A 12,456-nucleotide genomic window follows, 5' to 3' on the forward strand; every position below is an offset into this window, starting at 1 on the left:
AAGTGACGCACATGCAGACTCGTCCCTTCGCCGCCCTCATCCTCGCCGCCGGAAAGGGCACGCGGATGAAGTCCGATCTCCACAAGGTGCTTCACCCGATTGCCGGTCAGCCGATGCTCGGCCACCTGCTCGCCAGTGTCGACGCGCTGGGTGCGGAGCGCAAGGTGGTGGTGACGGGTGCAGGCCGCGAACAGGTCGAGGCTTATGTCGCGCCGCGCGGTGTGGCGGTTGCGACGCAGGAGCCCCAGCTTGGCACCGCCCACGCCGTCCAGCAGGGCGAAACCGCTCTCGGGGGCTTCGATGGCGACGTGCTGATCCTCTATGGCGATGTGCCGCTCGTCCGCCCCGAAACGATGCAGGCGATGCTAGACCGGCTAAACGCCCCCGATGCGCCGGTCGCCGTCGTGCTGGGCTTCCGCCCACACGATGCGCTCGCTTATGGCCGCATCCTTGCCGGCGCCGACGGCACGATCGTGAAGATGGTCGAGTATAAGGATGCCACGCCCGACGAACGCGCTGTCGATCTGTGCAATTCGGGGCTGATGGCGGTGCGCGGCGCCGACCTGTGGCCGCTGCTCGCCAAGGTCGGCAACGACAATGCCGCGGGCGAATATTATCTCCCCGACATCGTGATGATCGCGAGGCAAGCGGGCCGCGCCTCGGCAGTGATCGAAGCCGAACCGTGGGAGGTCGCCGGCGTCAACAGCCGCGCCGAGCTCGCCGGCGTCGAAGCCGAATGGCAGGGCCGGCGCCGGCGCGCGGCAATGGCCGACGGCGCGACCTTGATCGCGCCCGAAACAGTGTGGTTCGCATTTGACACGAAGATCGGTCGCGATGTCGTTCTGGAACCGAATATCGTCTTCGGACCGAATGTGTCGATCGGCGATGGCGTCACGATCCACGCGTTCAGCCATATCGAAGGGGCGATCGTCGCGAAAGGCGCGGAAATCGGCCCTTACGCCCGCCTCCGTCCCGGCGCCGACATCGGTGAGAATGCCAAGGTTGGGAATTTCGTCGAGATCAAGAAGGCCAGGCTCGGGCCGGGCGCCAAGGCCAATCACCTCAGCTATATCGGCGATGCCGATGTGGGCGCGAAGGCGAATATCGGCGCAGGCACGATCACCTGCAACTATGACGGCTTCCTGAAATACAAGACCACGATCGGCGCGGGCGCCTTCATCGGATCGAACAGCGCGCTCGTGGCGCCGGTCACGATCGGCGACGGCGCGATCGTCGGTGCGGGATCGGTCGTGACCTGCAACGTCAATTCCGATGCGCTTGCGATAGCGCGCGGCAAGCAGGAGGCCCGCGCCGGCTGGGCTGCGACCTTCCGCGAGAAGATGGCGGCGAAAAAGGCGGAAAAGCGCTGAGTTTCGACCAAGGTCTAGCGTCCGACTGATTTGGATCAGTAAGCGCCAACCTGTCGGTAACGATGTTCGTCATAGCTCTGGCCTCCCCCACGGGAGCCGAGCAATGCATGATTTCCATACGCTGATGATCGAACATGACCGCCTGGACAAATTGGCGCTGGAACTGCTGGACGTCGTGGCCGGTGAACCGGATCCCATAAGCGCGCTCGCGATCCGCGCCGATCTGTCGGTGACGCTCGACGATCATCTGAGCAAGGAAGACGGCTTTCTCTACGATCGCCTGCTCGGCGATGCGGAACAGGATTGCTATCCCGCACGCGTCCGCGAGTTCCACAGCTGCTTCGCGGCGCTCGCGGCGGACTGGAAAGACTATCTCCATCTCTGGGATAACGAATGCGTGGCCGCCGACTGGGCCGGTTTCGTCGGCGAAACCGTCGAGATGTTGGAGCGACTGCGCGCGCGGATAAAGGCCGAGAACGACCTTCTTTATCCAATGGCGCTGCAGAAGAACCACATCCGGTTGCGCGCCGCCGCCTGAGCGCCATTGCAGGCGATATCACATGATGATATCGCCTTGATATGCGGACGCTGGTTGATCTTCCCGAGGACGATATTCGCTGGCTCGATCACAAGGCGGCTGAAACCGGTCAGTCCCGCGCTGCGATAGTGCGCGAAGCCGTGTCCGCATATCGCGCGGAATCGAGCAAGGACTGGATTGCGCGCGGCGCGGGTTATTGGAAGCATCGTACCGATATCGGCGACGCGATCGAATATCAGCGCGCGATGCGCACGGATCGCAATGATGGCTCTGGTAAGTGAGCGATCCTTTCTTCGATACCAACATTCTGATCGACTGGCTTCTGGATCGCTCACCGGCGGTCGCGGAACTCGGCCGATATCCTCGACACAGGATCAGCCGTATCGTGTGGACCGAAGTGCTGGCCGGCGAGCCCGCCGCCACGCGCGATGAGGTACGCATCCTGCTGCAGCCGTTCGAAGTCGTCGAACTGGATCAGCGAACTGCGGTCGCGGCGGCGGACATCCGCCGTCGCACGCACATGAAACTGCTCGATGCCATGATCCTCGCGACGTCGCAGGTTCACGGCGCCATCCTCGTCACGCGCAATACGAAGGATTTCCCGGCCAGCATGCCGGGCATCCGCATCCCCTACACACTCTGAGAGAGCAAAACCCATGTGCGGAATCATCGGCATTCTCGGCAATCAGGACGTATCGGGCCGGCTGCTCGACGGGCTGCGGCGGCTCGAATATCGCGGCTATGATTCGGCGGGCATCTGCACGATCCACGATGACCAGCTCGATCGCCGGCGCGCGGAGGGCAAGCTCGACAATCTCGCGAGGAAGCTCGACGGCGAACCGCTGCCCGGCATCATCGGCATCGCCCACACTCGCTGGGCCACCCATGGCGCCCCGACGCAGGACAATGCCCATCCGCACGCCACCGGCGAAGTCGCTTTGGTCCACAATGGCATCATCGAGAATTTCAAGCCGCTGCGCGACGAACTGATCGCCAAGGGCCGCACCTTCACGAGCCAGACCGACACCGAAGTCGTCGCCCATCTGATCTCAGCCGATGTCGAGGCGGGGATGGAGCCGGTCGAGGCTGTCCGCACCAATTTGAAGCGCCTCCACGGCGCCTTCGCGCTCGCCATCCTGTTCCGCCAGCATCCCGATCTGCTGATCGGCGCGCGCCTCGGCTCGCCGCTGGTCGTCGGCTATGGCGAGAATGAGACCTATCTCGGATCGGACGCGCTGGCGCTCGCTCCACTGACGCAGAAGATCGCCTATCTCGACGAAGGCGACTGGGTGGTCATCACCCGCGCCGGCACGCAGATCTACGACAAGGACGATCAGCCGGTCGAACGCCCGATCGTCAATTCGGGCGTGTCTAGCCTCACGATCGACAAGGGCAATCACCGCCACTTCATGCTCAAGGAGATTTACGAGCAGCCGATCGTGGTGGCGCAGACGCTCAAATCCTACGTCCGCCGGCTCGACGATCAGGTGTCGTTGCCGACGCCCGACTTCGATCTGAGCGCCATCCGCCGCGTGACGATCGTCGCGTGCGGAACCAGCTATTACGCCGGAATGGTCGCCAAATATTGGTTCGAACAGTTCGCGCGCGTCCCCGTCGACATCGATGTCGCATCGGAATTTCGATATCGGCAGCCGGTGATGGAAGATGGCGGCCTGGCTCTCTTCATCAGCCAGTCGGGCGAAACCGCGGACACGCTCGCGGCTCTCCGGCACGCCCGTTCGGAGGGGCAGAAGATCGCGGTCGTGGTGAACGTGCCCACCTCGACCATGGCGCGCGAAGCCGATCTGCTGCTCCCCACCCATGCCGGCCCCGAAATCGGCGTCGCATCGACCAAGGCGTTCACCTGCCAGCTCGCGGTTCTCGCCGCACTCGCCGCCAATCTCGCCCGCGCCAAGGGCCGTCTCGATCCGCGCGAGGAAAAGGAAGTCGTCCGGCACCTGTCCGAAGCGCCTGCCGCGATCAACGGCGCGCTGGCCTATGACGAGGCGATCGAGGCGATGGCGCATCTGATCGCCCCGGCGCGCGACGTGCTCTATCTCGGCCGTGGCACCGACTATCCGCTCGCGCTTGAAGGCGCACTGAAACTCAAGGAAATCAGCTATATCCATGCCGAAGGTTATGCGGCGGGTGAGATGAAACACGGTCCGATCGCACTGATCGACGAGAATGTGCCCGTGATCGTCATCGCGCCTTCAGGCCCGCTCTTCGACAAGACCGTGTCGAACATGCAGGAAGTTCAGGCGCGCGGTGGCAAGGTCGTTCTGATCTCGGACTATGACGGAATCCAGGCTGCCGGGGACGGCTGCATGGCGACGATCACCATGCCCAAAGTCCACCCGCTGATCGCGCCGATCGTCTATGCGATCCCGGTGCAATTACTTGCCTATCACGTGGCCGTTCTGAAGGGCACCGACGTCGATCAACCGCGGAATTTGGCGAAATCCGTCACGGTGGAATAGGTATATCCACATCGGATCAATATAAGCGATTGAGATATCACGCTTGGTCCATAACGGACCAAGCGTGATATTCTGACAGCTTAGCCAAGTTGCACATGTGCCATGTGCACGGTGTATCTTCACATCATCTGATATTGACTGGGGCCGATCGAAAACGATTGCAGTCACCCGAAGATATTCGCGACATTCTCGATAAAAGCTTCGCGCGCTCCGCCTTCGAAACCATTCATATATTCCATCTGGATTCCGATCGACATCTTCTCGGACGGTCCGTCATGGGCAGCGAGCACGAAGGCGAAGTCGAACTGCCGATCCGCCGCATCATCGGCGAGGCGCTCGAACTCGGATCGTCGATGATCGTCATCGCGCACAACCATCCGAGCGGAGACCCATCGCCGAGTAGGGCAGATCAGCTCGCGACCAAGAAGCTTGCGGACATCGCCCGCGCACTCGACATCCGCCTGCTCGATCACATGATCCTGGCTGGTGACCACAGCTACAGCTTTGCCGAAAGCGGGCTGCTTTAGCGAAGTTCGTCGACGTAGCGATCGGTGCCGTGGAAGGTCGGGACGAACGGCGCGACGAAGGCGAGCTTGCCCTTGCCCGACGCCACCAAATCCACTTCGGCCATGCCGAACAAAGCGTCGAAGGATCGCTCGGGCTCATGGTCGCTGAACCACAGGATCGTTACGCGATCCTCGATACCGGGAATGTCGGCGACATCGGGCATCTTGTCGGCGGGCAGCGGGATCGGCGTGAAGATCGTCGCGACGGCCATGTCGCTGCCCTTCAGTCGCGACGGGATATAATCCGCCTTGAGCCAGTCGATCAGCGCCTCGCGCTGGCCATCGACCGCATCGATCACTTCGAGCACATGCCCGCCGAACGGATAGTTGAGGATGTGGATGTCGCGCACCACCGCATCGTCGCGATAGACCGCGCCACGATAGGTCTGGAACGACGTGTAGATATGATCGCGCTTCAGCAGGATGCGATCGTCGGCGCGCAGGCGCCGGTTGATCGCGGTGCTGTGCGCCGCCTGATCGTTCTGCCGCCCCTCTATGATCCAGTAGAGCGAGATATATTTGCCTAAGGCCAGCGGGTTCGCGATCGGCGAATTGTCTGGCGCGCGCATCCCCTGCAGGCGCTTCGGCGCGACGAAACGGCGGCCCGCGAACATCCATGGCATCGCCAGCGCGCCCGAGATGAAATGATCGTCCTCGTACCAGCGGTTATAGTCGCGGTCGAAGCCTTCATGCGGCTCGACCATCGTGATCAGCGCCGATCCGATCTGGGCCTCATACGGTCCTTCGGCAATTGCGCGGTGCAGTTCCAGCGAGTCCATCGTCATGTCGCTCTCCCATTATTTTATGGGAGCTATCGAACCAGACCCTGCCCCATCGGTCCATGCCCATTTCCGAGACCCGGTGCTGCAAGCAGGCTGGCACGGACGAACTCCCGCGCTTTCTCCACAGCCTCGGAAAGCTTGAGCCCTTGCCCCAACCCAGTCGCGATCGCGCTGGCCAGCGTGCAGCCGGTGCCATGCGTGTGCCGCGTCTCGATCCGCTCGGATGTCCACTCGGTCGAGCCGCCATCGGCGATGACGAGACGATCGGTCAGATCCGCACCCTCGCCATGCCCGCCCTTGGCCAGCACCGCGCAGCCATGCCGTGCCGCGAGCGCCTCGGCCGATCCACCCAGCACGGCGAGTTCGGGCAGATTGGGCGTCACCACCGTCGCAATATCCATCAGCCGCCCGAACGCCGCGATCGTCGCCTCGTCAGCGAGCAGCGAGCCGCTCGTCGCGACCATCACCGGATCGAAAACGATCGGTATATTTTCGAGTGCCGCGAGCCGATCGGCGACCGCGTTCACCACCTCGGCCGATCCAATCATCCCGATCTTCACCGCATCGACGCCGATATCGCTGACCACCGCATCGATCTGCGTCAGCACAAAATCGGCGGGTACCGGCATCACCCCCGTGACACCGAGCGTGTTCTGCGCGGTAAGCGCGGTGATGGCGGTCATCGCGTGACCGCCCAGCATCGTCACCGTCTTGATGTCAGCCTGGATGCCGGCCCCTCCGCCAGAATCCGAGCCAGCGATGATCAGGATACGAGCAATGCTCACGCCGCCTTACGCACCGCCTCGCAGATCTGGTCGACCATCGCCTCGACGAGCTTCTTGTCCTCGCCCTCCGCCATCACGCGGATCAGCGGTTCGGTGCCCGACTTGCGGATCACGAGGCGGCCATTGCCTTCCAGCTTTGCTTCGGCATCGGCGATCGCGGCCTTGACCTTGTCGTCCTTGAGCGGCTCGCCGCCCGCGAAGCGGACATTCTTGAGCAATTGGGGCAGCGGATCGAACAGATGGAGCAGCTGGCTCGACGGCTTCCCACTCTCCACGAGCTGCGCCAGCACCTGAAGCGCGGCGATCATTCCGTCGCCGGTTGTCGCGTGATCGGACATGATGATGTGGCCCGATTGCTCGCCGCCGATGTTGAAGCCTTCGGAGCGCATCGCTTCGACCACATAACGATCGCCGACCTGCGTGCGGTGGAGCGTGAGGCCAAGGCCGCTCAGATAGCGTTCGAGGCCGAGGTTCGACATCACCGTCGCCACGATCCCGCCGCCCTTGAGCTCACCGCGCTTGAGCGCGCCGGTAGCAATCAGCGCCATGAGCTGGTCGCCGTCGACGATGCGGCCGAGATTGTCGACCACGATCAGCCGGTCGGCATCCCCATCGAGTGCGATGCCGATATCGGCGCGGGTCTCACGCACCTTGTCCTGCAGCGCCTTGGGGTCGGTCGATCCGCATTTGTCGTTGATGTTGGTGCCGTTGGGTTCGACGCCCATCGCGATGACGTCGGCGCCCAGCTCCCACAGCGTCATCGGCGCGACATTATAGGCCGCTCCGTTCGCGCAATCGACGACGATGCGAAGGCTGTCGAGGCGCAGGTGCTCGGGAAAGCTCGACTTGATCGCATGCACATAGCGACCACGCGCATCTTCGACGCGGCGGGCCCGGCCAATGTCGGCCGATTTGGCGAGCTTCGAGGGCTTATCGAGCGCGGCTTCGATCGCCGCCTCGTCATCGTCGCTCAATTTGTAGCCGTCGGGGCCGAACAGCTTGATGCCGTTGTCGGCGAAAGGATTGTGGCTGGCGGAGATCATCACGCCCAGATCGGCGCGCATCGCGCGGGTCAGCAGCGCGACGGCGGGGGTCGGCATCGGGCCGACCATCACCACGTCCATGCCGACGCTGGTGAAGCCCGCGATCAGCGCCGATTCCATCATATAGCCGCTCAGGCGGGTATCCTTGCCGATCACAACGCGGTGGCGATGCTCGCCGCGCAGGAAATGCGCTCCCGCCGCCTGCCCGACTTTCATCGCGATCTCGGCGGTCATCGGCGTTTCGTTGGTCCGGCCCCTTATACCGTCGGTGCCGAAATATTTGCGCGCCATGCAATCGTCCCCAGCGGAGGTTGGAGGCGCTAGATGCGCCGAAAAGGGCGGAGCCTCAAGAGGCTCCGCCCTCCTCTCAATACTCGTACGCCTTGGGCAGCGCCTTCTCGGTCGGGTCGAGGTAGCGGTCACGCAAGCGCGTCTGGCGGCTTGTCATCGGCTGAGCAACGCCGTCGATCCAGATTGCGACCGGCGCCGATGCGATCTCGAGCGGATCGCCGTCCCAGATCACCACGTCGGCGTGACGGCCGGGACGCAGCGACCCGATCTCGCCACCCATCCCGATCGTCTCGGCGGGCTTCGACGTGATCGTGGCGAACGCCTGCCCCCAATCGAGCCCCGTCGCGCCCGGGATCCTGGTGATCGCCACCAGATTGCCGGCGAACTGGGTCAGATAGGATTCGTACGGCCCCTCCGACGCATCGACGTTGGAAATCGCGACCAGAACGCCCGCCTTCGTCAGCCGTCCGACGTTCGACTGCGTCGCCGCCAGCGTTTCGAAACGCTCGGGCAGGTCGGTGATCGCCGCCGCGATCACCGGCACCTTGGCGGCCGCGATCTGATCGGCGATGCGCCAGCCCTCGGTCGCGCCGACCAGCACCAGCTTGATCGCCGGATAATCCGCCTTGAGCGCCAGCGCCGCGCGGATGTCCGCCACCCGCTCGACATGGACGAGCAGCGGCATCGTGCCCCGGATCACCGGGCCGAGCGCCAGCGCGTCCTGCTTCGTGATGAGCGAGTCCTTATCGAGCCACCCCGCCTGCGCGGGGTTCTGCGCCGCAGCGAGGGCGGCGCGGAGCAGGACGTGAGCGGCCGGACGGGTGCCGCCGCCATGATCGCCCGCATCCTCGCCCAGTTCGACATATTGGAAGGCGCGGGGCTTCGTCACCGGATCGACATCGGCGCCGAGGTCGATCACCGCGCCCTGCCCGCCGAACATCGTGTTGCCCGCCGCCGGGACCACGAAGGCGCGCGTGGTGCCGCTCGATCGTTCGGTCGCGATCCCCTGCCCGCTGGTGTTGATCGACGTCGAAACGTCGATCGCCGCCGAGAAGGGCGAACCCTTGGTCCGGGCATCGTTGGTCTCGTTCATGCCATAACCGTCGACGATGCCGAGCGTGGAGATCGGCGCGACGATGCCGGGCGACACCCATTTGCCAGTCGCATCGACGACACGCGCGCCGGCCGGAACCGCGACGCCAGCCCCGGCCGCCACGACGCGGCCGTTGGCGATGACGACGGTGCCGCCCCGGATCGGCTGCGATCCGTCGCCGATCGCGACGGTGCCGCCGGTGATGGCGATCGTCTCGGCGGAAAGCGGTGCGGCGATCAGCGCCGCCGCTGCCAGAAGGAGATGTTTCATTTCACGTCTCCCTCGCCGGGCTGGCCAAGCTCGAAGTCGCTTATCGGACGCAACTTCGGATTATAGGCGTCGTAGAGCATCGCCCCGTCGATCCAGACCTTTTCGGGCCGGGTGTACACGCTGAACGGATTGCCGTTCCACAGCACCACGTCGGCCATCTTGCCGGCCTTCAGGCTGCCGGTCTTGTCCGCGATACCCAATGCCTTGGCGGGCGCGATCGCCAGCCAGGTCCAGGCCAACTCGTCCGAAATCTCGATCCCCGCGCGACGGCCCGATGCGAGCGCCTTGCCCGCCTCCTGGTTCAGCCGCTGGATGCCGTTCTGATCGTCCGAATGGATCGTGACGCACGCGCCGGCTTTCTGGAGGATCGCGAGATTCTCCGGAATACCGTCATAGCTTTCCATCTTGAAGCCATACCAGTCGGCCCATACCGACGCGCAGACGCCGTTCGCCTTCAGCAGATCGGCAATCTTGTACGCCTCCACCGCGTGATGGAATGCCGAGACGTGGTAGCCGAACTCCTTCGACATATCGATCACGTTCGCCATTTCGTCGGCGCGATAGCAGTGGTTCTGGATCAGGATTTCGCCCGACAGCACGCCCATCAGCGTGTCCATCGCGATGTCGCGCGCGGGCGGCTCGCCGCCCTTCTCCTCATATTTGTCCCACTTGCGCTTATATTCCGCGGCCTTCGCCCAGGTCTGGCGATCGACCGCGATATTGCCCATGCGGGTCGATGGCTGGCGCCCCTTCGAACCGTAGACGCGCTTCGGATTTTCGCCGCACGCCATCTTGAGGCCGTAGGGCGCGCCGGGGAACTTCATCCCCTGCGCCGTGCGCGCATAGACGTTCTTGAGGAGCACCGATCGGCCGCCCATCAGGTTCGCCGAACCCGGCAGGATCTGCAGCGTCGTCACGCCCCCGTTTGCCAGCGCGCGGCTGAAGCCCGGATCCTGCGGCCACACGCTATGTTCGGCCCACACGTCGGCGGTGACGGGGCCGGTCGCCTCGTTACCATCGGATAGCGCCTGCACGCCCGGCGACGGATAGTCGCCCAGGTGGCTGTGGATGTCGATGACGCCCGGCGTCACCCACTTGCCCTTGCCGTCGATCACGGTGGAGCCCGCCGGAATGGCGAGGTCCGCCCCGCCGACCGCGGTCACCTTGCCGTCCGCGAAGAGGACGGTGCCGTTATCGATCCGGCTGCCCTCCCCGTCATAGACGGTCGCCCCGACCAGCGCGGTCGGGACACCCGGATAGGCGTGGTAGGTCGACGGGAAGGGATCGTGGTTGAACCCCTTCCCCTTGCCCGGCGGCGGCGCATCGGACGCGGCCGACCTGGGCTTGGCCGCCTGCCCGCACGCCGCGAGCGAGAGGGCGACGACGATCGCCAGCGTGAGCTTATTGGACACCGTGCATCCACTTCTTGATCACAGGGGAGAGGACGAACAGCACACCACCGATCACCACCGATGCGATACCGATAGTCTGGAATACACCCGCATAGGTTTCCAGGCTGACCTTCAGGTTGGTCACCTGGCCGCCGACCGTCTCGACACTGGCCACCTGGGCGACGACGCCTGCGACATATTGCGCGCAACTGATCGACAGGAACCACACGCCCATCATCAGGCCCACCACGCGGGCGATCGACAGCTTGGTGATCATCGACAGGCCCACCGGCGAGATGCACAATTCGGCCGCCGAGTGGATGAGGTAGAGCAAGGCCAGCCACCAGACCGTGACCTTGAAATCAGGCCCGGCATATTTGGTGCCCCACACGAGCGCGAGGAAACCCAGGCCAACGCCCGCCAGTGCGATCGCGAACTTGATCGGGATCGACGGCTCCAACCCACGCTTGCCGAGCGCATTCCACAGCACCGAGGTCAGCGGCGCCAGCAGGACGATGAACAATGCATTGAAGAACTGGGTCTGCCCCGCCGTCATCGTGAACAGGCCAAAGACCGACAGATCGGTGTTGCGATCGGCGAACAGGGTGAGCGACGAGCCCGCCTGTTCGAACAGGGTCCAGAATACGACGTTGAACACGATCAGCACGATCGCAGCGAGCATCATCTGGAACTCGACCTTGTTGCCGACCTTGAGCGACCAGATCGGGATCGCGATGACGGCGATCAGGAAGGTCGTGAACAGCACCTTGCCCATCAGCGGCAGCGCGATGAGATAGCCGACGATCCCCGATCCCTCGGCCGCCGCCGGCGCGTTCATCAGGTTGACGAACAGGAACCACGCGACCGGCACCGCCAGAACCGCGCCGACATAGATCCACAAATTGCGTCCGCTGGCGCCCGCCGGCGGATCGCCATAGCCCGCAAGCTGAGCCCCGGAGAACTGGATCAGCGCCCACGACAGCATCATGCCGATCGCGGCGAGGCCGAAGCCCGCCCACCAGCCCACGGCAACGGCGAGGAAGGGGCACAATATCTGCGAGAATAGCGACCCCAGGTTGATGCCCATGTAGAAGATCGTGAAGCCGGCATCGCGTCGTCGATCCCCGACGGCATAGAGTGCGCCGACGATCGTCGAGATATTGGGCTTGAAGAAGCCGTTGCCGATCGTGACCATCGACAGCGCAATCAGTGTCAGCATCGTGTAGAAATGGCTGCGATCTGCGCCCGAGGCGAAGCCGCCCTTGGCGACCGTGCGCGCCACGCTGCCATCGGGTGCGACCAGTTGGACCGAGCCGTCATCCTGGCCCTTGATCGCCAGCTGCCGCCCGCCATCGACCACCGACTGGGCGCCGCTTTCGCCGACGACGACTTCGTAACGCTGGCCTTCGATCGTGGCATAGGGCTTGGCAGTCGGCCCGCCGAAGCAAAGCGTGAGATAGCCAAGCGACATCAGGATCGCGCCGAACTTCACCGATTGCTTGGAGCCGAGATAGCGGTCGGCGATCATGCCGCCGACCAGCGGCGTTAGATAGACGAGCGCGGTGAAACCGCCATAGAGGCCGTTGGTCGTCTGATCGCTGAACAGAAAATGCTTGCTGAGGTAGAGCGCGAGCAGCGCGCGCATACCGTAGAAGCCGAAGCGCTCCATCGCCTCGGTCGTGAAAAGCCTGGCGAGTTGTCGGGGGTGCCCGAACCAGGTTTTCTCGTCAGTTGGATTGACATGCGAAATGTCGGGCTCGCGCGGATTGTCCGCGGTTGGCGTGTCGACCATGAAGACTCCCTTTGTGCGCTCTGGCCTCCATTCGGGGCGGCGCGTCTCATGGGGT

At 63.9% G+C, this 12,456-nt stretch carries 12 protein-coding genes; 6 read left to right on the forward strand and 6 right to left on the reverse strand.

Translation table 11 applies throughout. The annotated features are described in order from the left end of the window. Positions 1 to 11 precede the first annotated feature (11 nt). The 6 genes from glmU (at position 12) to FYJ91_RS01020 (ending at position 4,915) form a co-directional block, all read left to right on the forward strand. A complete protein-coding gene (gene glmU, locus FYJ91_RS00995) occupies positions 12 to 1,370 on the forward strand; it encodes a bifunctional UDP-N-acetylglucosamine diphosphorylase/glucosamine-1-phosphate N-acetyltransferase GlmU (RefSeq protein WP_149520422.1) in 1,359 nt (452 codons plus the stop codon). A gap of 103 nt (positions 1,371 to 1,473) precedes the next feature. Beyond that, positions 1,474 to 1,908, forward strand: a complete 435-nt coding sequence (locus tag FYJ91_RS01000; RefSeq protein ID WP_149520423.1) for a hemerythrin domain-containing protein — start codon at positions 1,474 to 1,476, stop codon at positions 1,906 to 1,908. Between the two features lie 41 nt (positions 1,909 to 1,949). Next, entirely contained in the window at positions 1,950 to 2,189 is a 240-nt protein-coding gene (locus FYJ91_RS01005) for a ribbon-helix-helix domain-containing protein (protein ID WP_149520424.1), read from the forward strand. Continuing rightward, positions 2,186 to 2,551 (forward strand): type II toxin-antitoxin system VapC family toxin, encoded by a 366-nt coding sequence (locus FYJ91_RS01010; protein WP_149520425.1) that lies wholly within the window; start codon positions 2,186 to 2,188, stop codon positions 2,549 to 2,551. Before FYJ91_RS01005 ends, FYJ91_RS01010 begins: the two co-directional genes overlap by 4 nt. Before the next feature lie 13 nt (positions 2,552 to 2,564). Further along, entirely contained in the window at positions 2,565 to 4,388 is a 1,824-nt protein-coding gene (glmS, locus tag FYJ91_RS01015) for a glutamine--fructose-6-phosphate transaminase (isomerizing) (RefSeq protein WP_149520426.1), read from the forward strand. A gap of 95 nt (positions 4,389 to 4,483) precedes the next feature. Continuing rightward, the gene (locus FYJ91_RS01020; RefSeq protein WP_149520427.1) at positions 4,484 to 4,915 is read left to right on the forward strand and encodes a JAB domain-containing protein; all 432 of its coding nucleotides are present in this window, start codon (positions 4,484 to 4,486) and stop codon (positions 4,913 to 4,915) included. On the opposite strand, the gene FYJ91_RS01025 is transcribed toward FYJ91_RS01020, so the two are convergent. The 6 genes from FYJ91_RS01025 to FYJ91_RS01050 all read right to left on the reverse strand — a co-directional run bounded on the left by FYJ91_RS01025 (position 4,912) and on the right by FYJ91_RS01050 (position 12,401). Then, positions 4,912 to 5,739, reverse strand: a complete 828-nt coding sequence (locus FYJ91_RS01025) for a hypothetical protein (RefSeq protein ID WP_219822545.1) — start codon at positions 5,737 to 5,739, stop codon at positions 4,912 to 4,914. The genes FYJ91_RS01020 and FYJ91_RS01025 overlap by 4 nt on opposite strands. A gap of 26 nt (positions 5,740 to 5,765) precedes the next feature. Then, the gene (gene thiD, locus FYJ91_RS01030; RefSeq protein WP_149520428.1) at positions 5,766 to 6,521 is read right to left on the reverse strand and encodes a bifunctional hydroxymethylpyrimidine kinase/phosphomethylpyrimidine kinase; all 756 of its coding nucleotides are present in this window, start codon (positions 6,519 to 6,521) and stop codon (positions 5,766 to 5,768) included. Further along, a complete protein-coding gene (gene glmM, locus FYJ91_RS01035; protein ID WP_149520429.1) occupies positions 6,518 to 7,855 on the reverse strand; it encodes a phosphoglucosamine mutase in 1,338 nt (445 codons plus the stop codon). The genes thiD and glmM overlap by 4 nt, the downstream gene beginning before the upstream one ends. A gap of 76 nt (positions 7,856 to 7,931) precedes the next feature. Then, a complete protein-coding gene (locus tag FYJ91_RS01040; RefSeq protein ID WP_149520430.1) occupies positions 7,932 to 9,218 on the reverse strand; it encodes an amidohydrolase family protein in 1,287 nt (428 codons plus the stop codon). Further along, on the reverse strand, positions 9,215 to 10,630 hold the full coding sequence (locus FYJ91_RS01045) for an amidohydrolase (protein WP_149520431.1): 1,416 nt from the start codon (positions 10,628 to 10,630) through the stop codon (positions 9,215 to 9,217). The genes FYJ91_RS01040 and FYJ91_RS01045 overlap by 4 nt, the downstream gene beginning before the upstream one ends. Further along, positions 10,620 to 12,401 carry a peptide MFS transporter gene (locus FYJ91_RS01050; RefSeq protein WP_149520432.1) on the reverse strand — a complete coding sequence of 594 codons (1,782 nt, stop codon included), beginning with the start codon at positions 12,399 to 12,401 and terminating at the stop codon, positions 10,620 to 10,622. The genes FYJ91_RS01045 and FYJ91_RS01050 overlap by 11 nt, the downstream gene beginning before the upstream one ends. Between the last annotated feature and the right edge of the window lie 55 nt (positions 12,402 to 12,456).

Source organism: Sphingomonas montanisoli, from assembly GCF_008274695.1.
GTDB classification, from domain to species: domain Bacteria; phylum Pseudomonadota; class Alphaproteobacteria; order Sphingomonadales; family Sphingomonadaceae; genus Rhizorhabdus; species Rhizorhabdus montanisoli.